The sequence below is a fragment of the Sphingomonas sp. Y38-1Y genome (assembly GCF_032391395.1).
Classification (GTDB): Bacteria; Pseudomonadota; Alphaproteobacteria; order Sphingomonadales; family Sphingomonadaceae; genus Sphingomonas.
The window spans coordinates 3,054,846-3,081,142 of sequence record NZ_CP135916.1 but is presented as its reverse complement, the minus strand read 5'-3'; the positions used below and the strand labels follow the sequence as shown (position 1 = coordinate 3,081,142).

The 26,297-nt window shown below is 69.2% G+C and carries 28 protein-coding genes; 21 read left to right on the top strand and 7 right to left on the bottom strand.

Annotated features, from left to right (window positions below; translation table 11 throughout):
• Positions 1-36 precede the first annotated feature (36 nt).
• Both ypfJ and RS883_RS14600 read left to right on the top strand, forming a co-directional pair.
• The gene (ypfJ, locus tag RS883_RS14605) at positions 37-927 is read left to right on the top strand and encodes a KPN_02809 family neutral zinc metallopeptidase (protein ID WP_315760912.1); all 891 of its coding nucleotides are present in this window, start codon (positions 37-39) and stop codon (positions 925-927) included.
• Between the two features lie 10 nt (positions 928-937).
• A complete protein-coding gene (locus RS883_RS14600; protein ID WP_315760911.1) occupies positions 938-1,402 on the top strand; it encodes a GreA/GreB family elongation factor in 465 nt (154 codons plus the stop codon).
• A gap of 215 nt (positions 1,403-1,617) precedes the next feature.
• Here the strand turns inward: RS883_RS14600 and RS883_RS14595 are convergent, their stop codons facing one another.
• On the bottom strand, positions 1,618-2,763 hold the full coding sequence (locus tag RS883_RS14595; RefSeq protein ID WP_315760910.1) for a hypothetical protein: 1,146 nt from the start codon (positions 2,761-2,763) through the stop codon (positions 1,618-1,620).
• A gap of 157 nt (positions 2,764-2,920) precedes the next feature.
• Between RS883_RS14595 and RS883_RS14590 the strand changes: the two genes are divergently transcribed.
• The 7 genes from RS883_RS14590 (at position 2,921) to RS883_RS14560 (ending at position 13,317) form a co-directional block, all read left to right on the top strand.
• On the top strand, positions 2,921-4,723 hold the full coding sequence (locus RS883_RS14590) for a DUF885 domain-containing protein (protein WP_315760909.1): 1,803 nt from the start codon (positions 2,921-2,923) through the stop codon (positions 4,721-4,723).
• Positions 4,723-5,379: a hypothetical protein gene (locus tag RS883_RS14585; protein ID WP_315760908.1), complete on the top strand. Its 657-nt coding sequence runs from the start codon at positions 4,723-4,725 to the stop codon at positions 5,377-5,379. The genes RS883_RS14590 and RS883_RS14585 overlap by 1 nt, the downstream gene beginning before the upstream one ends.
• Positions 5,380-5,428: 49 nt before the next feature.
• Positions 5,429-6,481, top strand: a complete 1,053-nt coding sequence (locus tag RS883_RS14580; RefSeq protein WP_315760907.1) for an alpha/beta hydrolase — start codon at positions 5,429-5,431, stop codon at positions 6,479-6,481.
• Positions 6,482-6,639: 158 nt separating this feature from the next.
• Complete coding sequence (gene uvrC, locus RS883_RS14575) at positions 6,640-8,559, top strand: excinuclease ABC subunit UvrC (protein ID WP_315760906.1); 1,920 nt, start codon at positions 6,640-6,642, stop codon at positions 8,557-8,559.
• A gap of 83 nt (positions 8,560-8,642) precedes the next feature.
• A complete protein-coding gene (locus RS883_RS14570) occupies positions 8,643-11,441 on the top strand; it encodes a DUF3857 domain-containing protein (RefSeq protein ID WP_315760905.1) in 2,799 nt (932 codons plus the stop codon).
• A 47-nt stretch (positions 11,442-11,488) separates the two neighbouring features.
• A complete protein-coding gene (locus tag RS883_RS14565; RefSeq protein WP_315760904.1) occupies positions 11,489-12,442 on the top strand; it encodes a polysaccharide deacetylase in 954 nt (317 codons plus the stop codon).
• Complete coding sequence (locus tag RS883_RS14560) at positions 12,439-13,317, top strand: GNAT family N-acetyltransferase (protein WP_315760903.1); 879 nt, start codon at positions 12,439-12,441, stop codon at positions 13,315-13,317. The genes RS883_RS14565 and RS883_RS14560 overlap by 4 nt, the downstream gene beginning before the upstream one ends.
• Before the next feature lie 86 nt (positions 13,318-13,403).
• Here RS883_RS14560 and RS883_RS14555 read toward each other — a convergent pair whose 3' ends face one another.
• The 5 genes from RS883_RS14555 to serS all read right to left on the bottom strand — a co-directional run bounded on the left by RS883_RS14555 (position 13,404) and on the right by serS (position 18,035).
• A complete protein-coding gene (locus tag RS883_RS14555; protein ID WP_315760902.1) occupies positions 13,404-13,751 on the bottom strand; it encodes a DMT family protein in 348 nt (115 codons plus the stop codon).
• Positions 13,748-14,773, bottom strand: coding sequence for a potassium channel family protein (locus RS883_RS14550; protein WP_315760901.1), 1,026 nt, complete (start codon positions 14,771-14,773; stop codon positions 13,748-13,750). The genes RS883_RS14555 and RS883_RS14550 overlap by 4 nt, the downstream gene beginning before the upstream one ends.
• Positions 14,770-15,846: a M23 family metallopeptidase gene (locus RS883_RS14545; protein WP_315760900.1), complete on the bottom strand. Its 1,077-nt coding sequence runs from the start codon at positions 15,844-15,846 to the stop codon at positions 14,770-14,772. Before RS883_RS14545 ends, RS883_RS14550 begins: the two co-directional genes overlap by 4 nt.
• Before the next feature lie 10 nt (positions 15,847-15,856).
• The gene (surE, locus tag RS883_RS14540; RefSeq protein WP_315760899.1) at positions 15,857-16,627 is read right to left on the bottom strand and encodes a 5'/3'-nucleotidase SurE; all 771 of its coding nucleotides are present in this window, start codon (positions 16,625-16,627) and stop codon (positions 15,857-15,859) included.
• Positions 16,628-16,754: 127 nt separating this feature from the next.
• Entirely contained in the window at positions 16,755-18,035 is a 1,281-nt protein-coding gene (gene serS / locus RS883_RS14535) for a serine--tRNA ligase (RefSeq protein WP_315760898.1), read from the bottom strand.
• 91 nt (positions 18,036-18,126) lie between these two features.
• On the opposite strand from serS, the gene RS883_RS14530 reads away from it, so the two are divergent.
• From RS883_RS14530 to RS883_RS14510, 5 genes are all read left to right on the top strand, one after another.
• Positions 18,127-18,585 carry a host attachment family protein gene (locus tag RS883_RS14530; protein WP_315760897.1) on the top strand — a complete coding sequence of 153 codons (459 nt, stop codon included), beginning with the start codon at positions 18,127-18,129 and terminating at the stop codon, positions 18,583-18,585.
• Between the two features lie 175 nt (positions 18,586-18,760).
• Positions 18,761-19,144, top strand: coding sequence for a hypothetical protein (locus RS883_RS14525; RefSeq protein WP_315760896.1), 384 nt, complete (start codon positions 18,761-18,763; stop codon positions 19,142-19,144).
• A 15-nt stretch (positions 19,145-19,159) separates the two neighbouring features.
• On the top strand, positions 19,160-19,444 hold the full coding sequence (locus RS883_RS14520; protein WP_315760895.1) for a hypothetical protein: 285 nt from the start codon (positions 19,160-19,162) through the stop codon (positions 19,442-19,444).
• 638 nt (positions 19,445-20,082) lie between these two features.
• Positions 20,083-20,550: an RNA polymerase-binding protein DksA gene (gene dksA, locus RS883_RS14515; protein ID WP_315760894.1), complete on the top strand. Its 468-nt coding sequence runs from the start codon at positions 20,083-20,085 to the stop codon at positions 20,548-20,550.
• Between the two features lie 87 nt (positions 20,551-20,637).
• Entirely contained in the window at positions 20,638-21,033 is a 396-nt protein-coding gene (locus tag RS883_RS14510) for a PilZ domain-containing protein (protein WP_315760893.1), read from the top strand.
• Positions 21,034-21,293: 260 nt separating this feature from the next.
• On the opposite strand, the gene RS883_RS14505 is transcribed toward RS883_RS14510, so the two are convergent.
• Positions 21,294-21,449 (bottom strand): YdcH family protein, encoded by a 156-nt coding sequence (locus RS883_RS14505; RefSeq protein WP_315760892.1) that lies wholly within the window; start codon positions 21,447-21,449, stop codon positions 21,294-21,296.
• Positions 21,450-21,612: 163 nt separating this feature from the next.
• On the opposite strand from RS883_RS14505, the gene RS883_RS14500 reads away from it, so the two are divergent.
• The 7 genes from RS883_RS14500 (at position 21,613) to RS883_RS14470 (ending at position 26,288) form a co-directional block, all read left to right on the top strand.
• A complete protein-coding gene (locus RS883_RS14500) occupies positions 21,613-21,810 on the top strand; it encodes a YdcH family protein (protein ID WP_315765154.1) in 198 nt (65 codons plus the stop codon).
• Between the two features lie 82 nt (positions 21,811-21,892).
• On the top strand, positions 21,893-22,351 hold the full coding sequence (locus RS883_RS14495) for a DUF1465 family protein (protein WP_315760891.1): 459 nt from the start codon (positions 21,893-21,895) through the stop codon (positions 22,349-22,351).
• Between the two features lie 15 nt (positions 22,352-22,366).
• Positions 22,367-22,714, top strand: coding sequence for an arsenate reductase (locus tag RS883_RS14490; protein WP_315760890.1), 348 nt, complete (start codon positions 22,367-22,369; stop codon positions 22,712-22,714).
• An 81-nt stretch (positions 22,715-22,795) separates the two neighbouring features.
• Entirely contained in the window at positions 22,796-23,236 is a 441-nt protein-coding gene (locus RS883_RS14485; protein WP_315760889.1) for a hypothetical protein, read from the top strand.
• A 41-nt stretch (positions 23,237-23,277) separates the two neighbouring features.
• Positions 23,278-24,147: a 3-methyl-2-oxobutanoate hydroxymethyltransferase gene (panB, locus tag RS883_RS14480; RefSeq protein WP_315760888.1), complete on the top strand. Its 870-nt coding sequence runs from the start codon at positions 23,278-23,280 to the stop codon at positions 24,145-24,147.
• Between the two features lie 117 nt (positions 24,148-24,264).
• A complete protein-coding gene (locus tag RS883_RS14475) occupies positions 24,265-24,969 on the top strand; it encodes a tetratricopeptide repeat protein (protein WP_315760887.1) in 705 nt (234 codons plus the stop codon).
• Positions 24,966-26,288 (top strand): PQQ-binding-like beta-propeller repeat protein, encoded by a 1,323-nt coding sequence (locus tag RS883_RS14470; RefSeq protein WP_315760886.1) that lies wholly within the window; start codon positions 24,966-24,968, stop codon positions 26,286-26,288. The genes RS883_RS14475 and RS883_RS14470 overlap by 4 nt, the downstream gene beginning before the upstream one ends.
• The last annotated feature ends 9 nt before the right edge of the window (positions 26,289-26,297 follow it).

The window sequence follows — 26,297 nt, the reverse complement described above, 5'->3', positions numbered from 1 at the left end:
CACAGCCGTAACGATTGACAAAGGGCGGTACGCGCGATGCGCCTCGACGACTTCGACCCCAGCGACAATGTCCGCGACCTGGGCTCCGGCAGCGGCGGGGGCGGCGGGTTTCCGCTGCTCGGGCTGCTGCCCCTGTTCCTGGGGCGCGGCATGGGGTGCGGCGGCATCGGACTGCTGGTCGTGGTCGGCATCATCTTCCTGTCGATGGGCGGGCTCGGCGGCCTGACCGGCGGCGGCGGTGGCGGCCGGGCGCCGACGAGCCAGGGCGGCGCGACCAGCGGCGCAGGCGTCTGCAACACGGCGGAGCGGCGCTTCTCGTGCCAGGTGCTCGCTTCGACCGAGCAGACCTGGGGCAGGCTGTTCCAGCAGCAGGGCCAGACCTATCGCGAGCCGACGCTCAACTTCTATCAGCGGGGCGTGTCGTCGGGCTGCGGTGCGGCGACGTCGGCGGCGGGGCCGTTCTACTGCCCGCCGGACCAGGGCATCTATCTCGACACCAGCTTCTTCGACGAGCTCGAGAACAAGTTCGGCGCGGCGGGCGACTTTGCCCAGGCCTATGTCATCGCGCACGAGGTCGGCCACCACATCCAGAACCTGACCGGCGAGGCGCAGCGCGTGACGCAGGCGCAGCGCACGCTGCCCGAGGCGCAGGGCAATGCGCTGTCTGTGCGGCTGGAGCTTCAGGCGGATTGCTATGCCGGCGTCTGGGCGGCGCAGAACAAGGATCGGCTGGAGCCCGGCGACATCGAGGAGGGCCTGCGCGCCGCCAATGCGATCGGAGACGACACGCTCCAGCGCGAGGCCGGCGGCGCGGTGGTGCCCGACAGCTTCACGCATGGCAGCTCTGCGCAGCGCGTGAAGTGGCTGCGCACGGGGCTCCAGACCGGCAACCCCGCCGCTTGCGACACTTTCAACCAGCCGATCTGAGTCCGACCCCATGAGTGTTGCTTTCCGGCGCGAGGACGACGACGCGCATCGCGAGCCCGTCTTCGAGCTGCCGCTCCCGCCCGGCCCGAACCTCGTCACGCCCCGCGGGCTCTCGCTGATCGAGGCGCGGGTGGCGGCGCTCGAGGCGGCGGTCGCGAACGCGGCGGATGCGGAGGCGGCGAAGCCCATCCGCCGCGATCTTCGCTACTGGCTCGCGCGCGCCAGCACCGCGCAGGTGCAGCCGCACGCCCAGGGCGACGCGGTCGCGTTCGGCACGCGGGTGACCTATCGGCTGAATGGGGCCGAGCGCACGGTTGCGCTGGTCGGCAGCGACGAGGCCGACGTGACCGAGAACGCCATCCCCTTCACCGCGCCGATCGCCCAGGCGATGATGGACGCGGAGCCGGGCGAGGCGGTCGACTATCAGGGCCGCGAGGGCGCGATCGAGGTGATTGCGGTCGAATTGCTGGACTAGACGAGGCGAGTCGGAGCCCCGGGGAAGGATCAGCCGCCGCTCGACACCTTTGCACCTCCCCGGCGAAGGCCGGGGTCCAGTTGGGAAGGTCTATCGATAGAAGCGCTACCGCCACCCAACTGGGCCCCGGCCTTCGCCGGGGAAGTCAGAAGATGGTGGGAGAACGCTGCGTCCCTTGAAATGATCGCGCTGGCGACCCGGAACGCGCTGCACCCTCACGTCGCGGGCTGCGCCGCCGCGGGGTCGCGCGTGATGTCGAGCACCTCGACCGACTGGCGCCCCGCCGCCTGGCGGACCAGCGATCCCGTCGGGACGATGCGTTGCGGGCGGATCGTGTGCCGCTCGACGCGATAGAGGCCCGGGCTTCCCTCCGGCAGCGCGATCGGGGCATAGCGGCGCTTGCCGATCGCCTGCACATAGGGCTGGGCCCATTCGCGCATGTTGCTGCCGCGCAGGATCTCGGCGTCGCTCACGGTACCGTCGGGCGTGACCATGAAACCGATGTCGACCCACCGGATCGTCGGTGACGACGTCTTCCAGGTCGGGATCATCGCGTCGCCGAACTTCATCGCATGGCGGTCGGCGAGGGTGGCGCCATCGACCACCTCGGCATCCTTGATGAGCAATGGCGGCAGATCGGGCTGGGTGCGCAGATTGGCGAGCAGCCGGTCGACGCCGCTGCCGTCGCCGCGGAAGCTGGCGAGGCGTGCCTGCACCACGGCGGCGATCTGCATCACCGATGGATCGCTGGCCGCCGGCGACGTTGCGACCGCGGCCAGACGCTTCTCCGCGCCATTGGTGTTGCGCATGGCGAGGTCGACCATCGCCGCGCGCAAGGTCGACAGCGCCGCCAGTTGATGCTCGCCGCGCATCTCGAACCCGTCGGCAGCCGCCAGATACTGTTTGCGCGCGGTGAACGGGTCGTCGTTCTTGAGCCAGAAGTCGCCCAGTCGAAGCTGCATCAGCAGCGCCTGCTTGTCGTCGGCGGGCAGGTTCTCCGTCAGCGCCTTGCCCTGGCCGATCGTCATGCTGCGATAGGCGTCCATGTCGCCCATGTGCAGGTTGACCGTCGCCGATGCTTCGTAGAGCGCCGACACCACGCGCGGGAAACGCTTGGCGTTGCCCTTCTGCCGCGAAAGCGCCGCCTGGAGCGTACGGCGGGCGTCGTGATACTGGCCCTGCGCAAACTGCGCCTCGGCATGGGCGATCGCGAAGCGCGCATCGTCGGGCGTCGGGCAGTTCGTCGCGATGCACTTTTCGAGCGCATCGCCCGATCGCCGCGCCCGGACGATGATGTCGGAGGAAGCGGGCGCCGGGTTCGGCACCACCTGTGTGAGCATCAGCGTGAGCAGCAACGACATCACGAGTCTCCCGATCGACCTGCACGCAGCGTGACCGCCAGGCGCTTTGCGGTCAACTGCTCAAAAACGCGAACGTTCAGGAAGTTGCGGTGCATTGCTTGCGTGGCATGGATGATCGGTTAGTTGTCGGTGCAACCAGTTCGATCCGGGAGTGCCCATGCGTCGTCGCCAGTTCCTCGCCTCCACCGGCCTTGCCGCCGCGGCTGCCGCCGTCCCCGTCGCCGCCCGCACGCAGAACGGTGCCGACGCCGACCTGCGTGCGATGCTCGACCGCTTCTTCTATGCACGATTGGAGGACAATCCGGAGGGCGCGACCTCGCTCGGCCTCGACACGGGTGCGCGCGCCTCGCTCAAGTCGAAGCTCGGCGACAATTCGCGGGCGGGGCAGGCGAAGCAGTTCGCCCGTGCCAGGCAGGAGCTCGCCGCGCTGAAGGCGGTTCCGCGCGATCGGCTGAGCGAAACCGCGCAGCTCGATTACGAGGTCGTCGAATACAGCCTCAATCGCACGATCGAGGGTGAGCGCTATGCCTATGGCGCGAGCGCCGGGCGGTATGCGCCCTATGTGCTGACGCAGCTGACCGGCGCGTATCGCGACGTGCCCGACTTCCTCGCCAACCAGCACCGCGTCAAGGACGCCGCCGATGCCGACGCCTATGTCGCGCGCGTCGCGGCGTTCGCGGGCGCGATCGATGCCGAGACGCAGCGCCAGCGCGAGGATGCGGCCAAGGGCGTGTTCGCGCCCGACTATATCCTCGACACCACGCTCAAGCAGCTTGCCGAGGCGCGCGACAAGGCCCCGGCGGCAAGCGGTCCCGCCACCGATCTCGCCGCCAAGCTCAAGGCCGCCAATCTCCCGCCCGAACGCGCGACCGAATTGGCGCGGCTGATGGAGAGCCGCGTGTACCCCGCGCTCGACCGCCAGCGCGCGCTCGTCACCGAACTGCGCGGCAAGGCGACGCACGATGCCGGCGTCTGGCGCCTGCCCGATGGCGAGGCCTACTATGCCGCCGCCGCCAGCGCGGCGACCACCACTCAGCTGACCGGCGACGAGATCCACAAGCTCGGCCTGGAGCAGGTCGCGGAGATCAGCGGGCGCATCGACGGCATCCTCAAGAAGCAGGGGATGGGCCAGGGGACCGTCGGCGACCGGCTGGTGGCGCTCAACAAGCGGCCCGATCAGCTCTACCCCAACACCGATCCGGGCCGCGAGGCGCTGCTCGAACAGCTTCGCGCGCAGGTCGCGGCAATGACCAAGCGGCTGCCCGAGCAGTTCGCGGTACTGCCCAAGGCGCCGGTCGAGGTCCGCCGCGTGCCGCCCGCGATCCAGGCGGGCGCGCCCGGTGGCTATTACCAGTCGGCCTCGCTCGACGGGACGCGGCCGGCGATCTACTTCATCAACCTGCGCGACACGTTCGACCGCCCCAAGTTCGGGCTGGCGACGCTCAGCTATCATGAGGGCGTACCGGGCCACCACCTTCAGGTCATGTCGGCGCTGGAGAGCGAGGACATCCCGCTGATCCGCCGCCGCGGCGGCTATTCGGGCTATTCGGAGGGCTGGGCGCTCTATTCGGAGCAGCTTGCCGACGAGATGGGGATGTATGACGGCGATCCGCTGGGGCAGGTCGGCTATCTCCAGTCGCTGCTGTTCCGCGCCACGCGCCTGGTCGTCGACAGCGGCATGCACGCCAAGCGCTGGAGCCGGGAGAAGGCGACCGACTATCTGATCGCCACCACCGGCATCGCGCGCGGGCGCAGCCAGGGCGAGATCGACCGCTACACCGTCTGGCCGGGCCAGGCGTGCAGCTACAAGATCGGCCACACCGTCTGGGTCCGCCTGCGCGACGAGGCGAAGCGCAAGGCGGGCGCGAACTGGGACCCCAAGGCGTTCCACCGCGTGCTGACGATGGGCGCGATGCCGCTGACCGTGCTCGAGCGGGTGGCGCGAGCGCGCATGGCCTGATGGAGGTTGAAGGCGACTATGCGGCGGACGGGGCGGCGCTGGTGCGCGGCCTCGTCCCGCCCGAGATCTGCAACGCGCTGCTCCGCCAGTTCCAGCGCGAGCTCGATCCGGATGAAGCGGGCCTCGACGCGCCGCGGACCGGGTCGCCGCTGCTCGTCCGCGACGTGCCGGAGGTCTATGGCTTCGCCTGGTCGCCGCTCGTCACCTTTCTGTGGGGGCTCACGCCGACGATCCGGTCGATCACCGGCCTCGACCTCGTCCCGAGCTACGATTACCTGCGCGTCTACCGCGAGGGCGACCTGTGCCGCGTCCACAGTGACCGCCCGTCGTGCGAACACAGCCTGTCGCTGACGCTCGACTATTCGGACGGCGAGGTCTGGCCGCTGGACGTGGGCACGACCGCGCTGCCGGAGCCGCTGAAGCACGTCACCGACGATTTCGAGGGCGACGGCATGCGCAGCTTTGCGATGCAGCCGGGTGATGGCGTGCTCTACAACGGCGTGCATCGCCGGCACGGGCGCACCACCCCCAATCCGAACGGCTGGTCGGCGCATCTTTTCATGCACTGGGTGACGCGGGGCGGACCGTTCGCCGGGCACGCCTTCGATGCGCGGCCGGAGTATCGCCGCGCGGTCAATTTCCGCTTCGCCGATTGACAGCGCGCCGATAACTCCGACAAATTTGCTTCAAAAGGGGAGAGGTCCGATGAAGCATGTTCTGAAGCTCGCGCTGCTGCTGGCCGCGGTGCCCGTTGCCGTGTCGGCGCAAGTGGCGACGCCGGCACCGCCTGCGGTACCTGGCGCCAAGCCGGTGGGGGTCGAGCGGATCAAGGTCCACTCGCCGAGCATCGCGGGCAATCTGGAAGGCGACAGCGCCGACCGCGACGTGCTGGTGATCCTGCCGCCGGGCTACAAGGCGGATGCGCGCCGCCGCTACCCGGTCGTCTATGCGCTGCACGGCTATTCGATCGGCGCCGAGCAATGGGCCAAGGAGATCCACGTCCCCGGATCGATCGAGGGCGCGTTCGGCAAGGGCGCGCGTGAAATGATCGTGGTCATGCCGGACAGCAAGACGGTGCACAACGGGTCGATGTATTCGCGCTCGCCGACGACGGGCGACTTCGAGATGTTCATCGCCCGCGACCTCGTCGCCGCGATCGACGCCAGGTATCGCACCCTCCCGAAGCGCGAGAGCCGCGGCCTCGTCGGTCACTCGATGGGCGGTTATGGCGCGTCGCGGATCGGGATGAACCATTCGGACGTGTTTGGCGCGCTCTACATGATGAGTCCGTGCTGCATGTCGGCGCGCTCGGCCCAGGGCCTCGACGCCAAGGCGGAGGCGGCGTTCGCGGGCATCCGGACGATGGAGGACGCGCAGAAGCTCGGCTGGCTCCAGCGCGCCACGCTCGCGGCGGCGGCGGCCTGGTCGCCCAATCCGAAGAAGGCCCCGCTCTATCTCGACCTGCCGTTCGGCGACGAGGCGCAAAAGGCTGACGTGCTCGCGCGCTGGGCGGCGAACGCGCCGCTCGCCTTTGTCGACCAGCATGTCGGCGATCTGAAGCGCTACAAGGCCATCGCGCTGGACGTGGGCGACAAGGACGGGCTGGCGGCGGACACCGCGGTGCTGCACGCCAAGCTCGGCGCCTATGGCATCACACACGACTATGAAGTGTATGACGGCGACCACACGAACCGCATCGGCCTGCGCGTGCAGGAGAAGGTGCTGCCGTTCTTCAGCCGGCATCTGGCGTTTCGATAACCCATACCGTCACCCCGGACTTGTTCCGGGGTCCACCGTTCCGCACGCGCCGCGGCCGCTGCGTTTGCGGGCCGGTGGATGCCGGAACAAGTCCGGCATGACGAAGAAGGTTAGCAACCGGCTTCACCCCAGCCCCCGCGCGTCCTAGATCAGCGCGGATGTCCGTTCGCACCCCCGACCGTTTCAACGAAGACGCCGCCACCTATGCCGTCAAGGGCGCCGACGCTCCCGATCTGGAGACCGGCGTCGCCGCGATCCGCAATGTCGTGAAGACGCTGCCGACGCGCCCCGGCGTCTATCGGATGCAGGATGCGCGCGGCGACGTGCTGTACGTCGGCAAGGCGCGGGCGCTGAAGAACCGCGTCACCAACTATACGCAGGTCACGCGGCTCTCGAAGCGGCTCCAGCGGATGGTCGGTCAGACGCGGTCGATGACCGTCGTCACCACCAACAGCGAGGCGGAGGCGCTGCTGCTCGAGGCGCAGCTCATCAAGCGCTATCGCCCGCCCTACAACGTGCTGTTGCGCGACGACAAAAGCTTCCCCTTCATCCTGATCCGCGCCGACCACGACTATCCGCGCGTCCAGCTCCATCGCGGGGCGCGGCGGGCGAAGGGCGACTATTTCGGGCCGTTCGCCGGCGCCGGGCAGGTGCGCAAGACGCTGAACGCGCTCCAGAAGCTGTTCCTGCTGCGAAGCTGCACCGACGGCTTCTTCAACACGCGCGATCGTCCGTGCCTGCTCTATCAGATCAAGCGCTGCTCGGCGCCGTGCGTCGATCGCATCAGCGCGCCCGACTATGCCGAGCTGGTCGCGGACTCGAAGCGCTTCCTGGCGGGCAAGTCGACCGAGGTGCAGGCCAAGCTCGGCGCGCAGATGCAGGACGCGGCGGAGAAGATGGACTTCGAGCTGGCCGCGGTGCTGCGCGACCGGCTGAAGGCGCTGACCTTCATCCAGGGGACGCAGGCGATCAACGCCGAGGGCGTGGGCGACGCCGACGTGTTCGCGATGGCGGAGAAGGAGGGGCAGGTCGGCATCCAGGCCTTCTTCATTCGCGGCGGCCAGAATTGGGGCCACCGCGCCTTCTTCCCCGCGCATGTCGCCGACGTGCCGGAGGACGAGGTGTTCAGCCAGTTCCTGATGCAATTCTACGAGGAGGTGCCGCCCGCGCGCACCGTGCTGATCGACCGCGACCTGCCCGAATGCGAGCTCTTGGCAGAGGCGGTGAGCGAGCGCGCCGGATACCGCGTCGCGCTGTCGGTGCCGCAGCGATCGGCGCGCCGCCGTCTGATCGAACAGGCCAAGCGCAACGCGGTCGAGGCGCTCGACCGGCGGCTGGCGGAATCGACGACGCAGGCGAAGCTGTTGCGCGAGGTGGCGGAGCTGTTCGGGCTGGCCGACAGTCCGCAGCGCATCGAGGTCTATGACAACAGCCACATTCAGGGGACCAACGCGCTGGGCGCGATGATCGTCGCCGGGCCTGAAGGATACCGGAAGGGCCAGTACCGAAAGTTCAACATCAAGCGCGCGGAGACCGCCCCCGGCGACGATTTCGCGATGATGCGCGAGGTGCTGAGCCGCCGGTTCCGCCGCGCGCAGGACGAGGACCCGGATCGCGATCGCGGTGACTGGCCCGACCTGGTGCTGGTCGACGGCGGCCGCGGGCAACTGGGCGTGGCGATGGAGGTGCTGGAAGATCTGGGCATCGAGGACGTGACCGTCGTCGGCATCGCCAAGGGGCCGCACCACGGGCGCGAGGGGCGCGAGGTCTTTCACCTTATGGACGGCCGCGACTTCCAGCTGCCCGTCAACTCGCCGGTTCTCTTCTACCTCCAGCGCCTCCGCGACGAGGTCCACCGCTTCGCGATCGGCGCGCACCGGGAAAAGCGCGCCAAGGCGATGGGCGCCTCGCCGCTGGACGAGGTTCCCGGCATCGGACCCGCGCGCAAGAAGGCGCTCTTGATGCACTTCGGCACGGCAAAGGCGGTGCGATCGGCAAGCCTGGAGGACCTGCAAAAGGCGCCGGGCGTATCGAAGGGGACGGCGCAGCAGGTCTACGACTTCTACCACGCGCGATAGGCGACATTGTCGGAGCAATGTTGCTAGCCAAACTCACGGACGCCGATTAGCCTCCGCCACGGGGACTGATTTGGGGGTTTAAGATGTTGCGTGTCGCCGCTTTCACCGCTTGCCTGCTGGCGAGTGCCGCACCCGCATGGGCGGGCGAGACGCCGCTCTATCAGCCGGTGCCTGCCTGGGTGAAGGAGGCGCCGGCGCCGGTGGCGGACAAGCTGCCGACGCCGCGACCCCAGGTGCTGATCTTCGACCAGCAGCAGCGGATCGAGGACGGGCGGCTCTCGACCTATCTCCGGTCGGCCAACGTTATTGCCAACCCGGCGATGCTCAACCAGGCGGGAACGATCCGCGTCGACTGGCAGCCCGACCATGGCGACGTGGTGATCCATCACGTCCGATTGCTGCGCGGGGCAGAGACGATCGACGTGCTTGCCAAGGGCGACCGTTTCAACGTGCTCAAGCGCGAATTGGGGATGGAGCAGCGGATGCTGACCGGCATCCTGACTGCCGCGCTCGAAGTGGAGGGCGCGCAGGTGGGCGACATTCTCGACGTCGCCTTTACCGTGACGTCGCGCGATCCGGTGCTGAAGGGCAATGTCGACGGGCTGATGCCGGTCATGACCAAGCCGGTGACGGCGGGCCTGGCGCGCAATCGCATCAGCTGGCGCAAGGACGCGGACGTGCGGCTGCGCGGCTACCTCGATGGGCTGGCACTGGAGCCGGTCACCGTCGGCGACTATCGCGAGGTCGAGCTGATCGGACCCGCCGCCAAGCCGGTGGAGATGCCCATGGATGCGCCGCTGCGGTTCCGGCCGCTGCCGCTGGTGGAGGCAAGCAGCTTCGCCGATTGGCAGGCGGTGTCGAAGACCTTCGCACCGCTCTATGCGACCGAGGGGCTGATCGCGCCGGGCTCGCTGCTCGCCGCCGAAGTCGCGCGCATCCGCTCGGCCGCGAAGACGCCGCGCGAGCGCGCGGCGCTGGCACTGCAATCGGTGCAGACCGAGATCCGGTACCTGTTCAAAGGGATGGCCGGCGGCAACTACACGCCGCAGGCGCCGGCGCGCACCTGGGAAGCGCGCTACGGCGACTGCAAGGCCAAGACGCTGCTGCTGCTCGCCATGCTGCAGGCGCTGGAGGTCGAGGCGGAGCCCGTGCTCGCGAGCATCGAGGCCGGCGACTATGTGCCGAAGCGGCTGCCAGGATCCGCGGCGTTCGACCATGTGCTGGTCCACGCGACGATCGACGGAAAGGACCTGTGGCTGGACGGCACGGGTCAGGGTGCGCGGCTCGCCGACCTGGACGACACGCCGCCCTTCCGCTGGGGTCTGCCGCTGCGCACCGCCGGGGCCGAGCTGATGCCGATCGTGATGCGCGCCAACGCGCGGCCCGATGCCGTTCTGGCGGTCGAAATCGACGAACGCGCCGGCCTCCGCCTGCCGGCCCCGTTCAAGCTGCGAATGACGCTGCGCGGGGCGAATGCCGAGATGATGCGGATGGCGCAAACGGCGGGCAACGCCGAGCAGATGAAGGCGATGGCGCAGGGCATTGCCGGCAACATCGTCAGCGGCGTGCGCGTCGTCACGCACAAGCTGGACTTCGACGCGGCCGAGAATACCGGCACGATCGAAGTCGAGGGGATCGCCCAGAGCGACTGGTCGTTCGCCAACGGCCGCAATCGACGCGGGCTGGAGCTCGCGCTTGCCAAGGCGACCTTTGCCCCCGACCGCAGCCGCACGGCATGGAAGACGATCCCCGTTGCGACCGGCAATCCGGAGACGAATGTGGCGACGCTGCGGGTGATCCTGCCCGATGGCGGCAAGGGTTACACCCTGGAGGGGGCCGAGACGCTGCCGACTGCGCTGGCGGGGGCGAGCGCCGCGCGCAAGGTAACGCTGGCGAACGGCATCGTCACCGTCGAGGATCGGACCGCAAGCAGCGGTGCCGAGATCGCCCCGGAGCGCGTGTCGGCGGAGCGTGCCGCCTTTGCCGCGATCAAGGCGCGCCCGTTGAACGTCGTCGCACCCGTCGATGTCGCGCGCGACGCGGTGATCCGACGCGACGCGATGCGCAGCGGCCGGTTGAAGCCGATTATGGCGATGTACGACAAGGCGGTGGCAGAGGCCGAGCCCGACGACCCGAGCGCGCTGGACGACCGATCCAACCTTCGCTGGCGCCTTGCCGACTTCAAGGGTGCGCTGGCCGATCTGGACAAGGCGATCGCGATCGAGGCGAGCGCGGAACGCCTCTCGCGGCGTCATTCGCTGCTCTACAATCTTCGGCGCGATGGCGAGATCGTCGATGCAGCCAAGGCGGCGTTCGAAGCCGACTCGAGCGTCACCTATGCCAATTATTATGCCGGCGCGCTGACTTATACGGGGCGTTATGACGAAGCGTTGGAGGTGCTGGAGCCGTTCATCGTCGGCGGCGGCCAGGACATGCGGGCGGCACTTGCCGAGCGTGCCGAGGTGCTCGAGCGCAAGGGCGATGCGGAAGAGGCCGTCGCGGCGATCGACCGTGCCATCGCCGACAAGCCCAACGATCCCGATCTGCTCAACTCGCGCTGCTGGCTTCGCGGAACGATGAATGTCGAGCTCGACGCCGCGCTCGCCGATTGCGACCGGGCGATCGCGCTGGGGATCAGCACCGCCGCGGCACTCGACAGCCGGGCGCTGGTACATTTTCGCGCCGGCCGCCTTGATCAGGCGCGCGCCGACCTCGATCAGGCGCTGAGCCTCGCGCCGGAGATGAACGCGGCGCTCTATCTGCGCGGAATCGTTCGCAAGCGGCAGGGGGATGCGGCGGGCAGCGCCGCCGATATCGAAGCGGCCACATTCGACTCGCCCCGCCTCGCCGACGATTACAAGCGCTGGGGGGTGACCGGCTGAGCGGGGGTCACGCTTTCTTCACGCCCGCACGGCTATTCGTGCGCGCAATGACGCCCGTGTTCCTGACCGTCGATACCGAGCTGATGTGGCGTCACCATGCCGCACGCTTGCCGCTGGCCGAACAGGTCGCGCGGTCGATCGATCCGGCGGGGGTGGGCGTCGGCTATCAGCTCCGGATGCTGGCGGAGCATGGGCTGAAGGCGTGCTTCTTCGTCGATCCAATGCCGGCGGCGGTCCACAGCGTCGATGTGGTCAAGCGCATCGTCGACCCGATCCTGGTTGCGGGGCAGGAGGTGCAGCTTCACCTCCACCCCAACTGGCAGGGCGCGGCGGCGGGTGACGGCGGCGCGGCGCACGGCGTGTTCGAGCTGGTCGATCTGCCCCGGCCCGAGCAGCAGGCGCTGCTGGCGCAGGCGGCCGAGTGGCTGGTGGCGGCGGGGTGCGAGGCGCCGGTCGCGTTCCGCGCGGGCAGCTATGCGGCGAACGACGACACGATCGACGCGCTGGCGGCGCTCGGCTTTACCTATGACAGCAGCCACAATGGTTCGGCGCATCCTTGGCCGAGCGGCCTGTCGCTGTCGGCTACGCAGATTGCGCCGGTCTCGCATCGCGGTCTGATCGAGTGCCCGGTGACGCTGATCGAGGAAGCGCCGGGGCGCCTGCGCCACTTCCAAATCTGCGCGCTGTCGGTGGCGGAGATGCGGGCGGCGCTGGATCATGCGGCAGCGGCGGACCATGCCGCGGTGACGATCGTCAGTCATGGCTTCGAGCTGGCGACGCGCAGCGGCACCTCTGCGAACGCGGTGCATGTCCGCCGGTTTGAGGCGCTGTGCGCGATGCTGGCGGAGCGGCGCGCGGTGCTGCCGACCGCCTGGTACCGCGACCGACCCGCGCTCCGGCTGGAGCAAAACGACCGGCCGCTCGGCGCCGATCGCCTGCGCACGGCACGGCGGCGGGCGGAGCAGCTCTGGTCGAACCTGGTCGCCGAGCGCGCGGCGTGAGCACCGCGCTCGACCTGCCGATCGCGTTCCGCGTCGGCACACGCACGCTCGCCAAGTTCAAGCGGCGGCTGGTGCGCGTGGCGGTACCGCTGGCGGGGGCGATCGATGGCCGCGTGCCGGTGCTGCCGCCGCTGCCCGAAGATGCCGACGGCTATTCGCTGCTGTCGCTCCCGGTCGATCGGATCGCGGCGCTGGAGACGCGCGGGCTGATCGTGGCGGAACGGCAGCGGTATCGCCGCTGGTATGCCGATCTGGGGTTCGGCTGGGATGCCTATCAGGCGCAGCTGTCGGGCAATCTCCGCTCGACGCTGAAGCGCAAGGCCAAGAAGATCGCGGCGACCACGAATGGCCGGCTGGACGTGCGTCGGTATCGCACGCCCGACGACCTGACCGCGTTTCACGCAATCGCGCGACCGCTGGCGGCGGCGACCTATCAGGAGAAGCTGCTCGGCATGGGGCTGCCCGCGCATCCCAAATGGGTCGCCGGCATGCTGGCAAAGGCGGCGGCGGGGCAGGCGCGCGGGTGGCTGCTCTATGTGGGCGAGGCGCCGGCGGCGTATCTCTACTGCCCGATCGAGCGCGGCACCGTCGTCTATGAATATGTCGGCCATGACGAGGCGTTCGACGCGCTGTCGCCGGGAACGGTGCTGATGGCCGCGGCGCTCAAGGACTTGATGGAGGAGGGCGGCCATGCCCGCTTCGACTTCACCGAGGGCGAGGGGCAGCACAAGCGCCAGTTCGCGACCGGCCATGTCGAATGCTGCGACCTGTTCCTGCTGCGCCCGACGCTGGCGAACCGCGCGGCGATGGCGGCGCTGAACGGGTTCGATCGGGCGGTGGCCTGGGTGAAACGTACCCTCCACCGTTCGTCCTGAGCCTGTCGAAGGACGTGCCGCGAGCGGCGCGTTTTAGGCACGTGCTTCGACAAGCTCAGCACGAGCGGGGGTTGGGATCGGGCGCGTCAGGCCCGAAACAGGAAGAACGCGCCGCCGGCGATCAGCGCGAAGCCGATCAGGTGGTTGGGCGTGACCTTCTGTCCCAGATACAGGATCGAGAAGATCGCGAAGATCGTCAGCGTGATGACCTCCTGCATCCCCTTGAGCTGCGCCGCCGAATAGACGCCGCTGCCGATGCGGTTGGCGGGGACGGCGAGCATGTATTCGGGAAGCGCGATCAGCCAGCTGACCAGGATCACCGCCCAGAGCGCCGCGCCCTTGTGCTTCAAATGGCCATACCAGGCGAAGGTCATGAAGATGTTCGAGCCGATCAGCATGGCGATCGGCGCGATCCGAGACCATTCGGGGCTCATGCCGCCAGCCCCCGCCGCGCGACGATCTCGACGATGACGTCGCCCGCCTCGATCGAGCGCGTTTCCGGATCGAAGAAGCCGAACGGCTTGCCGCCGCGATAGAGGCGGACGCCGAGGCCGGTTTCGATGCCGGACAAGGGTCGCCCGACTTCCTCCGGCCGTGCCTTGCGCTCGGCGAGCTGGACGCGGCCGTCATAGCTCGCCAGGTCCATCATATAGTCGGCGACGTGGTTGCCGCTGCAAGAGCTGGCCAGCAGGAGGCCGGCAAAGCTGACGGGATTGATGACCGTCGTCGCGCCGGCGGCGCGGGCGGGCACCTCGTTGTCCTCGGCCTTGACGATGACGCTGATGGGCAGGTCGGGCGCCAGGTGCCGCGTCGTCAGCGTGATGAGGATCGAGGTGTCGTCGCGTCCCGCCGCAACGATCAGCGAGCAGGCGCTGGCGATCCGCACGTCTTGAAGCGTGCGATCGCGGGTCGCGTCGCCCGCCAGTGTCGCGCAGCCCAGCGCTTCGGCGGCGGCGAGATGCTCGGGATCGGGATCGACCACGACGATGCTCGACGCGTCGCGGCCGCGGGCGATCAGTTCGTCGACCGCCTCCGACCCGGTCTGGCCGAAGCCTGCGACGACGATGTGATCGGTCAGGTCGCGCTGGATGCGTGCCATGCGCCATCTCTCCCAGGTGCGCTTGAGGACGAAGTCGTAGGTGGTGCCGATGAAGAGGAGCACGACGAATACGCGGATCGGCGTGACGATCAGCGCATCGAACAATCGCGCGCGTTCGGTGACGGGGGCGATGTCGCCATAACCGGTGGTGGTGATCGAGATGAAGGTGAAATAGACGACGTCGACGAAGCTGATCTCGCCGTCATAATTGTCGCGCAGCCCCTCCCGGTCGATCCAGTGGACGCCGATCGCGATGCCGAGCAGCGCCAGCACCGCGGTGACGCGCCAGCCGATCGACAGCCAGATCGGCAGCTGCGACTTGCGCCGGAGGGTGCCGGGCGCGCGCTTGCCGATCATCGCCGCGGCAGGCGGCTGGTCGGATCGACGGGGGTGCGGCCGTCGCGGATCTCGAAATGGAGCTCGGGCTGGTTGGCCGCGCCGGTATCGCCGGACAGCGCGATCGTCTGCCCGCGCTTCACCGCCTGGCCGCGCTGGACGAGGAGCTGGCCGGCATGACCATAGACGGACGTCAGCCGGCTGCCATGCTTGAGGATGACGAGCCCGCCGAGCGAGGGGATGTCGCTGCCGGCATAGGCGACGACGCCGTCGGCGGCGGCGGTGACCGGGGTTTCGAGCGGGACGGCGATCTTGATGCCGTCGTTGCGCTCGCCGCTGGCGCCAGGGCCGAAGCGGCGGACGATGCGACCGCCAACGACAGGCCATTGGAAGCCGCTGGTGATGCGCGTCGGTTCGGCCACCGCGGCGGTGGCGGGCAGGACGCGGCGCGCGGTCGCCACCGGCCTGGCTGGCGCGGCATTCTCCGCAATGGCGGGCTGGCTGCCGGTGATGAGGTCGTCGAGGTCGAGGCGGAAGGCGGCGGCGCGTTCGCTTCGGCTGCGCGGGCGCGCATCGCCGGGGATCAGCACGCGCTGGCCGGTGCGCAGGATGTACGGCTCCTCCAGCCGGTTGGCGTCGACGATCCGCGACCAGTCGACGGCATAGGCGCGGGCGATGGCGATGCCCGTCTGCCCCTCTCGCACCAGATGCCAGCGACCGCCGGGGATCGTCAGCCGCTGGCCGGGGAAGATCGTGTAGGGCGCGGCAAGCCCGTTCTCGCGCGCGATCGCTTCGGATGCGGCGCCGGTCCTGTCGGCGATGCGACGCAGGCTGTCGCCGCGCTCGACGGTGTAGCTGCTCGCCTCGACCAGTCGCGCATCGGGGGTGACGGGCCGCGCGACCCAAGCGGGGGCGGGGGCGGGAAGCGTGCGGACGCTTTCATCGACGTCGCGGCGAACGGGTTCCTCGCGCTCGGTCGCCTGCCGCGGGGGCGGCGGCGGGGCACGCTCGGGCTCTCGGCCGCCGGGAATCAGGCAGCCGCCGAGCATCAGCGCCGGCAGGACCGCGACCGCGTGACGCCCAAACCCCGCCATTGTCCCCCCTTCAGTCGCGATAGGCCGCGTGCAGCCTATCCATCGACGGACCGTGCGTCAGGTCAAGATGCAATGGCGTCACTGCGACGAAACCGTCCCGGATCGCCTCCAGGTCGGTGGCGTGCGCGGGCGTCTGGGTCGTCGTCGGGCCGAGCGCGAACCAGTGATATTCGTATCCGCGCGGATCGCGGTTGGTGACGATCTGGAGCCGGCCATAGTCGCGCAGGCCCTGCCCCACGACGCGCACGCCCTTGACCTCATTGGCGGGGAGTGGCGGGAAGTTGACGTTGACGAGCGTGCGCGGTGCCCAGTCGAGGTCGATCAGCGGCGCCAGCACCCTTGCGCCCCACTGGATCGCGGCGTCGAACGGCACGCTGTCGCCCATGCCCTGGCGGGCATAGACCTGGCTGAGTGCGATCGATCGCACGCCGGCGAGCGCGCCCTCCATCGCCGCGGACACCGTGCCCGAATAGGTCACGTCCTCGGCCAGGTTCGCGCCGCGGTTGACGCCCGACAGGATGAGGTCGGGGGGCGAATCCGCCATCAGCTTGGCGAGCGCCATCATCACCGCGTCGGTCGGCGTGCCCGCGACGGCGAAGCGCTTGTCGGCGAAACGCCGCAGCCGCAGCGGCCGGGTGAGCGTCAGCGAATGCCCCGCGCCCGACTGTTCGTCGGCGGGCGCGACCACCCAGACATCGTCGCTGAACTGCGCGGCGATGTCCTCCAGCACCTTGAGGCCGGGGGCGTGATAGCCGTCGTCATTGGTGACGAGGATGCGCATCAGAGAAGTACCTCCCCGGCACGGGGAGGGGGACCAGCCGCAGGCTGGTGGAGGGGTTTGGAGGCCGGGCGAGACCCCTCCACCACCGCCTTCGGCGGCGGTCCCCCTCCCCGTGCCGGGGAGGTGCTCATCGCGTGCCCCCCAGCCGCTCGGCGCCGGCCAGATACGGCCGCAGCACGTCGGGCACAGCGACCGCGCCGCCCTCGTCCTGATAATTCTCGATCACCGCCACCAGCGTCCGCCCGATCGCGAGGCCGGAGCCGTTGAGCGTGTGGACGAAGCGCGTTGCCTTCTCGCCCTCCGGCCGGAACCGCGCGTTCATGCGCCGCGCCTGGAAATCGGTGCAGGTCGAGCAGGACGAAATTTCGCGATACTTGGCCTGGCCGGGCAGCCAGACCTCGAGGTCGTAGGTGCGCGCGGCCGAGAAGCCCATGTCGCCGGTGCAGAGCTTCATCCGGCGATAGGGAAGGCCCAGCGCCTCCAGCACGCGCTCGGCGGCGCCGGTCATTCGCTCATGCTCGGCGTCGCTGGCCTCTGGGGTGGTGATCGACACCATCTCGACCTTGTCGAACTGATGCTGGCGGATCAGTCCGCGCGTGTCGCGGCCCGCGGCGCCCGCTTCCGAGCGGAAGCAGGGGGTGAGCGCGGCGAGGCGGAGCGGCAGTGCCTCGGCCGACAGGATTTGCTGAGCGACGGTGTTGGTCAGGCTGACTTCGGCGGTCGGGATCAGCCAGCGTCCGTCGGTGGTGCGGAACAGGTCCTCGGCGAACTTGGGAAGCTGGCCGGTGCCGAACAGCGCCTCGTCGCGGACGAGCACGGGGGGCACGACCTCCTCATAGCCGAACTCGGCCGTCAGGGTGTCGAGCATGAACTGGCCGAGCGCGCGGTGGAGGCGCGCCGCCGCGCCGCGGATGAGCGTGAAGCGCGCACCGGACAGCGCCGCGCCGCCCTCGAAATCGAGGCCGATCGCGGGGCCGAGATCGGCATGGTCCTTTGCCGGAAAGCCGAAGTCGCGCGGCTGGCCGACGCGTTTCTCCTCGGCATTGCCATCCTCGTCCGCACCCTCCGGCACGTCGGCGAGGGGCAGATTGGGAATGGCGGCAAGGCGCGCGTCGAGGTCGGCGGTGACCTGCCGCTCCTCCGTCTCGAGCTCGGGCAGGCGCGTCTTGAGCGCAGCGACCTCGGCCATCAGGCCCTCGGCGGCTTCATGGTCGCCCTTGCCCTTGGCGGCGCCGATCGCCTTCGACGCCTCGTTCCGGCGCGCCTGGCCGACCTGAAGCTCGGTGACGAGGCCGCGCCGCCGCTCGTCGAGCGCGACCAGATCGGCGGCGAGCGGCGACAGCCCGCGGCGGGCAAGAGCAGCGTCGAAGGCGGCAGGGTCGTCGCGGATCAGGCGGATGTCGTGCATGTCGGGCGCTATGGCCCGGCACTGCCCCCTCGCGCAACCCGCGCGGGGCAGGGCGCGTTGATCGCGCGGACCCAGAACAAGGAGAGAAACGATGCAGGTTCCGCACGAGGCATTCGTCGTCGTCGCCGACGGGCGCAAGATGCTGTTCTTCCGCAACCAGGGCGATGCCGAGCACCTCAACCTCGTCGTCGAGCGCGTCCGCGAGCAGGACAACCCGCCCGACCGTGAGCAGGCAACGTCGCCCTCCGACCAGTCGCAATCCTCACGCAGCTATGGCGGTGCGTTCGCGAGCGGCGGCGCGACGTCGGAGCGGGTCGACTTCCACCAACTTGCCGAGGACCGGTTCGCGGCAGAGACGGCCGAGCTTCTCGAGAAGCGCGCGCTGCGCGGTGACTTCGAGTCGCTGATCGTTGTCGCGCCGCCCAAGACGCTGGGCGAGCTGCGCAAGCACTACCACAAGGAGGTCGAGCAGCGGCTGACCGGCGAGCTCGACAAGGACCTGACCGGCCATCCGGTGCCGGAGATCGAAAAGGCGCTGGCGAACGCCTGATCCCAAAGAAAAGCCCCTCCCGTACGCGCGGGAGGGGCAGGGAGTGTTCCGAAAAGATCAGGCGTCGGCGGTGGCCGCGGCCTTGCGCTTGGCGAAGCGGCCGCGCGCGACCAGCGCCGCGGCGCCGGCGCCGAACAGCAGCAGCATCGGCGGGGCCGGGACCGGCGTCGGCGGATTGCCCGACGACCCGCCCGACGAGCTTGCGCTCGAAGCCGAGGAGGCACTGGAGGCCGAGGACGCGCTCGACGCCGACGATCCGCTCGATCCCGACGAGGTGCTCGACCAGCCGCCCGACGTGCTCCAGCCGCTCGACCCGCTGGAGCCGCTCGATGCCGACGACGCGCTGGAAGCCGAGGAGGCGCTCGACGCGCTGGAGCCCGACGAACCCGACGCGCCCGAGCCCGACCCGCCCGACGAACCCGAGCTGCCCGACGAGGCGCTCGACGCCGAGCTGGCGCTGGAGGCCGACGACGCGCTGGAGCCCGAGGATCCCGACGAGCCGCTGGAGCCATGGCCGGGCTTGCCCGGATGGTCGGGCTTGTCCGGCTTTCCGGGGTGATCGGGCTTGTCCGGCTTGTCGCCGCCCGACGAACCCGACGACGAGGCCGAGGACGCCGACGACGCGCTCGACGCCGACGAGGCGCTGGACGCCGAAGAGGTCGAGCCACCCGACGAGGTCGAGGAGATGACGATCGACCCGCCGCCGCCGCCGCCGGCAAAGCCGCCGCCGAAGAAGCCACCACCGAACCCGCCGCCGAAGCCGCCCGAGCCGCCGACGAACACCGGCCCGCCGCCGCCACCGCCCGAGATCACGGGCTGCGCATCGAACACGGGGGGCACGGGGATCGGCGCGCCCTGAGTTGTCACGGTGACCGTCTGCGGCTGGCACTGCGCCGTCTTGGTGATGGTCCGGCGCATCAGCTTCTTGCCGGTGCCGGCATAGGCGCGCTTGGCCGCGACGCGCTTTTCGACGACGCGCTTGGTCACGACGCGCTCGGCACGCGCGGTCTCCGCAACGTGGACGGCGCCCCCGCCGACGATCGCGCCGCCGCAGGTGCAGGCGCAAAGTTTCGCCAGAGCCATCTTTACCGACATACCGCTCATCTCTTCCGTTGCTGACGTCCGGATGGCCGGTCATCAGATGAAGCAGCCACTCGCCGCCGATGTCCCCACAGTGCAGAACAAAGAATTAAGTTCAACGTTGTTAACCACCTTCACGGCGTCCCACCGCAGGATTCTTGTCGGGTCGCAGCGGGAACTATGGTTAACGTCCAATCATGGGACAGATGCAGCTTTTGTAACCGGGGGTGCGGCGGCTGCATGTTCAGCCTCCGGCAAGCTCGTCGAAGGTAAAGCACGCATCAACCCGGCAACGACCGGATTTTGCGTGCTTGTAGCGGCCCTTTGCCGCTTCTATAGGCGCAGCCCAAGGCAAGAGGTCCCGGGCGTCCGCGGCATGGGGGTGCCGCACCGGCCGTCCCGGCCGTGGAGAGTGGCATGGCGACTGCGTTGGATCGAGTGAACGCCGGCGAGCCGGTGGTAACCGCTGCGAATGACGGCCTGGAGGACGGTTACCGCCCCAGCCCGGACGAGCCGTTCATGAACGAGCGGCAGCAAATCTATTTCCGGGCCAAGCTGCATGCGTGGAAGGATGCGATCCTTCGCGAGGCGCAGGCGACGCTCGGCCAGCTACAGGTCGATTCGCTGCGAGAGGCGGACCTGACCGACCGCGCGTCGAGCGAGACCGACTGGTCGATCGAGCTTCGCACCCGCGACCGCCAGCGCAAGCTCATCTCCAAGATCGAGGCGGCGCTCCGCCGGATCGACGAGGGCGAATACGGCTATTGCGAAGTGACCGGCGAGCCGATCAGCCTCGCCAGGCTCGAAGCACGGCCGATCGCGACGATGACGGTCGAGGCGCAGGAGCGCCACGAGCGCAACGAAAAGGTCTCGCGCGACGAATAGTCGCCGGCCGGGTTAACGTTTTGGTGACCTGGGTCCGGCTTAAGTCGGCCTCGCCCGCTTTCACCACGACGAGCCCCCGAGTCCGCCATGGATCGTTCGCCCGACCGCCCATCGCCTGACCGCGCCGCCCGCGCGACGGGGCAGGCTCGCACGGCCGCGCGCGACAGCCTGTTGCTGACCGCCGCGCTCAAGATCGGCGAGCACCGCGAACAGGTTCGCATCCGCAACCTGTCCGAGGGCGGCCTGATGGCCGAAACCGCACGTCCCGTCTCGCTCGGCCAGCCGGTGACGATCGAGGTGCGCGGCATCGGCGTGGTCGAGGGGCGGGTCGCCTGGGCTACCGACGGCCGCATCGGCATCGCCTTTGACGAGCCGATCGATCCCAAGCTTGCGCGCAAGCCCGTGGGCCGCGGCAAGGTCGACAGCGACAATGGCTGGCTCCACGTCTATCCGGCAGCGACGCCGCCGCGGATGAAGCGGTAGGGTCCCAAACCACCGTTCGTCGAGCCTGTCGAAGGGCGTGCTCCGGGACGAAGCGTTTGCGGCACGTGCTTCGACAAGCTCCAGCACGAACGGTGTGAGAGGCTGCGATCGCGCGCGGCAAGGAGCGACTGACAATACAATCACCCGGTAGGTCGCCGCACCAACCCCGTTCGCCCTGAGCTTGTCAAAGGACGTGCCTCACGCGGCATCATTTCACGGTAGGCCGCGCCGCCCCTAGCGGCGCGGCAGTGCGCCGGGCGTCAGATCGACGCGATCTCTTCCTTGACGCGGAGCTTGTGGCGCTTCAGTTCGCCCAACAACGCCTGATCGGGAAGCGGACGCTGGCGTTCGGCCGCGATGCGGCGGTCGAGCGTGGCGTGCTTGGCTTCCAGCGCGGTCTGGTGCGAGGTCTGCATTGCTGCGGTCTCCTTGGCTCTGGTTGGGGGATGGGGAGTAAACCACCCTTCGACCCGGTTGTCGCGCCCCAAAGAGCATGCGACACGACATGCCGAGCCGTTTTTCGCGCCCGGCGGTTCGTCGCAGCGGCCGGGTGAGAGCGTAAAGGGGGATAAAGCGCGGATGGACGACGCCGAACTGCGACGCCGACTCGAGCTTTTGCGAGTCGAGCACCGCGACCTCGACGACTCGATCGCCGCGCTTCGCGACGCCGGCAGCGCCGACCAGCTCCAGCTAGCCCGCCTCAAGAAGCGCAAGCTGCGCCTGCGCGACGAGATCGTGCGGGTCGAGGACGAACTCATCCCCGACATCATCGCGTGACGTCGCGCCAGTTCGGGACATTGCGCGTTACGTCGCCGAAACGGAGATTTGCTCCGGCGCGCGGCTATGGCATCGCGGCGGCATGAACAGGGACGCCACCCTTCGATTCGAACGCCGGCTGATCGACACGCTCTATGTCGAGGCGATGCTGCTCGCCGACGAGGCACGCGACTATTTCGACGAGGCCGGGCGCGCCGAGCGCGAGGCGCTGGCGCCGCTAGCCCGCGTCTCGTTCTCCTGCGAATCGCTCAAGGTGACGACGCGGCTGATGCACGTCATCGCCTGGCTGCTGACCCAGCGGGCGGTCGCCGCGGGGGAGCTGACGCCGCGCGATGCGATGGACGGCGCGCGCCGGCTGGGCGATGCGCCGCTGAGCGAGCCCGCGACGATCTCCGCGCTACCCGATCGTGCGCGCGCACTGGTGTCGGCAAGCGGCCGGCTTCATGCGCGAGTCGCGCAACTCGACGCCGCGCAGGCGAGCGCGCTCCCGCCCGCCAGCCCCGCCCGCGTGATGATCGAGAGGCTGTCGAGCGCGTTCTGACGGCCAGGAACCATCATGACCATGACCCTCTACGGCATCCCCAACTGCGACACCGTGAAGAAGGCGCGCGCCTGGTTGAACGACGCCGGGATCGATCACGGCTTCCACGACTACAAGAAGGCGGGCGTCGACCCGGATCGGCTGCGCGCGTGGGCGGGGCAGGTCGGATGGGAGAAGCTTCTCAACCGCGCTGGCACGACGTTCCGCAAGCTGCCCGAGGCCGAGCGGCAGGTCGGCGATCTGGACGCCGCCGTCGCGCTGATGGTGGCGCACCCCTCGCTCATCAAGCGGCCGGTGGTCGAGCATGGCGGCGGGTTGCTCGTCGGCTTCTCGCCCGCGGCTTGGGACGAAGCGTTGCGCTGACGCGGTCCGCGCGAGTCGCGATCATTGCGCCCCCGGCCCGAATGGATACCATTCGGTTAGTAGAAAATGGGGAGGGGGCCTTTGGCCAGCTATATCCGGACAGCGCGGCCGCGCTGGTTCACCATCGTCGCCGCCTTGCTGGTGCTGTGGGGCGTCGCGGGCATCTTTGCCTTCTATAGCGATGTCACGATGAATGAATCGCGGTTGGCAGCCATGGCCGATTACGACCGTCGTTTCTTCCTGACGCGGCCGGGCTGGTTCATCTGGGTCTATGGCGCCGCGGTCTGGGCGGGGCTGTTCGGCGCAGCGGCGCTCCTGATGCATCGGCGGCTCGCGCGGCCGCTCTATATCGTCTCGCTGATCGCGGTGGTCGTCCAGTTCGGCTGGGTGTTCCTCGCGACCGATCTGATCGCGGCGAAGGGCGCCGCGACGGTGGTGCCGTTCCCGGTCGTCATCCTGGCGGTGACGCTGTTCGGCCTGTGGCTGTCGACGCATGCGGGCCGGCGCGGCTGGCTCCGGTAAGCGGGCTTTCCACGCCGCGCGTGCGCGCCTAAGGCGCGGCCATGTCCACGACCTTCACGCTCGACACCGCCACGAGCCGCGCCAATCCCACGCCCGCGCCGATGCGCCGGCTGACGGTGCCCGCGATCCAGCGGCGCAAGGGCGGCGAGCCGATCGTGATGCTGACCGCCTATACCGCGCGGATGGCGCAGATCATGGACGCGCATTGCGACATGCTGCTGGTGGGCGACAGCCTGGGTCAGGTGATCTACGGCCTGCCCTCGACGCTTTCGGTGACGCTCGACATGATGGTTGCGCATGGTGCCGCGGTGGTGCGCGGCAGCTATCACGCGGTCGTCATCATCGACATGCCCTTTGGCAGCTATGAAGCGAGCCCCGCGCAAGCGTTCGAGAATGCGGCCCGCGTGATGGCGGAGACTGGCGCCGCGGGCGTCAAGCTGGAGGGCGGCGAGGCGATGGCGGAGACGGTCGCCTTCCTCACCGGCCGCGGCATCCCCGTATGCGGCCATGTCGGGCTGACGCCTCAGGCGGTGAACGCGCTCGGCGGTTATGGCGCGCGCGGGCGCGACGCGGCCGAGCAGGCGAAGATCCTGGCCGATGCCAAGGCGATCGCCGCCGCGGACGCGTTCGCGCTGGTGGTGGAGGGCGTGGTCGAGCCGCTGGCCAAGGCGATCACCGAAGCGGTGCCGTGCCCGGTCATCGGCATCGGCGCGTCGGCGGCGTGCGACGGCCAGGTGCTGGTGGCCGAGGACATGCTGGGCCTGTTCGATCGCACCGCGCGGTTCGTGAAGCGCTATGACGACATGGCCGGCCGCATTTCCGCCGCGGTCGAAACCTATGCCGGCGAAGTGCGGTCGCGGCAGTTCCCCGGACCCGAGCAGCTCTATCCGGCCGAGGTGTCGAAGAAGTAGTTCTTTCTATCCCTTCGTCACTCCCGATCAACTCTAGGTGACGTGAGTCTTCACCCATTTCGTTTCGCCGCGACCGCCGCTAAGGTCCGCCGCCGCACGACCCCATGGAGTTTCCCCTTGGCGCTTACCCCCCAGAACAATGAAGTCTTCATGCGCGAGGTCGACGAGGAGCTGCGTCGCGACCGGCTGATGGGCTTCTGGACGCGCTATGGCCGGTGGGTGATCGTCGCGATCGTCGTCCTGCTCGCGGCGCTGGGGGGCTGGTTCTACTGGCAGCACCGCCAGACCGTGAAGGCGGGCGAAGAGGGCGTCGCCTATGCCAAGGCGCTGGAGGATCTGGGCGCCGGTCGGGCCGATGCCGCCAAGGGGCCGCTGGCCGAGCTCGCCAAGAGCGACCGCGAGGGCTATTCGGCGATGGCGCGCTTCGTCGAGGGCGACGTGCTGCTCCAGGCCGACAATCTGAAGGGCGCCGCCGCCAAGTTCGCGGAGATCGCCGCGGATACCAAGCTCGACCAGCCCTATCGCGACCTGGCGCTCGTTCGCCAGACCGCCGCCGAATACGACACGCTCCCGCCCGCCAAGGTGGTCGAGCGGCTCGGCAGCCTCGCCACCAAGGATAGCCCCTGGTTCGGCAGCGCCGGCGAGATGGTCGGCGTCGCCTATATCCGCCTGAACAAGCGCGCGGAGGCGGGCAAGCTGTTCGGCGAGATTGCGGGCACCGAAACCGTCCCCGAGACCATCCGTCAACGCGCGGTTCAGCTGGCAGGCGTACTCGGCGTGGACGCCGTGCCCCAGGATCAGGAAAAGAAGAAGGCAGAATGACCAACAAGCTGACGCTGCCGATCGCGGTGCTGGCGCTGACCGCGCTCAGCGGCTGCGGTATCTTCAAGGGCGGGGACAAGAAGACGCCCGTCGTCGGCAATCGCGTGCCGATCCTGGTCGCCGAAAGCGGCACCGACGTCGATCCGGCGCTGGCCGGTCAGGACGTGCTGCTGCCCCCCGCCACCGCCAACGACGCCTGGACGCAGCCGGGCGGCAGCCCCGCCAAGTCGATGGGTCACCTGGCGCTTGCCGATCAGCCGTCGCGCGCGTGGACCGCGCGCATCCCCGGCGGCAACACGCGCGTCCGCTTGGGCGCGGCTCCGGTCGTCGCCGGCGGCCGCCTCTATGTCGTCGATGTCGAGGGCGTGGTGCACGCGTTCGACGCGTCGACCGGCGCCGCGGTCTGGAAGACGCCGACCGCCAAGGATCAGGGCAAGTCGCCCGCCCGCTTCGGCGGCGGCGTCAGCGTCGATGGCGAGCGCCTCTATGCCACCAACGGCCTGGGCGACGTGGTCGCGCTCAACACCGCCGACGGTGCCGAGGTCTGGCGCGCCAAGCCCGGCGGTCCGCTTCGCGGCGCCCCCGGCGTCGGTCTGGGCGACATCTTCGTCATCACCCAGGACAATCAGTTGTTCGCGCTCAACGCCGCCGACGGCAAGACCGTCTGGACGCAGTCGGGCAGCCTGGAGACGCAGGGTGTGTTTGGCGTCGCGGCGCCCGCGATCGCGCAGGGCACCGTCGTCGCCGGCTACAGCTCGGGCGAGCTCAACGCCTATCGCTACGAGAATGGCCGCACGCTCTGGGGCGACAGCCTGTCGCGCACCAGCATGTCGACCTCGGTCTCGGCGCTGGCCGACATCGATGCCGAGCCGGTGATCGACCAGGGCCGCGTGTTCGCGGTCGGGCAGGGCGGCCGCATGGTCAGCCTGGAGATCGTCAGCGGCCAGCGCATCTGGGAACAGAACATCGCCGGCATCTCGACCCCCTGGGTGGCGGGCGAGTGGCTGTTCGTCGTCGACAACGAGGCGCGCCTGCTCTGCATGGCGCGCGGCACCGGCCGCGTCCGCTGGATCGGCTCGCTCGGCCGCTGGCGCAACGAGAAGAAGAAGAAGGGCTCGATCAGCTGGGTCGGCCCCGTGCTCGCGGGCAACCGCCTGTGGACGCTGAGCTCGCAGGGGACGATCGCGTCGATCAACCCGGCGGACGGCAGCGTCGGCGCGCGGATCGAGACCAAGGGCAGCTATACGCTTCCCCCCGTGGTCGCAAACTCGACGCTATACACGCTGAGCGACCAGGGCGAGTTGAGCGCGTATCGGTGATCCCTAACG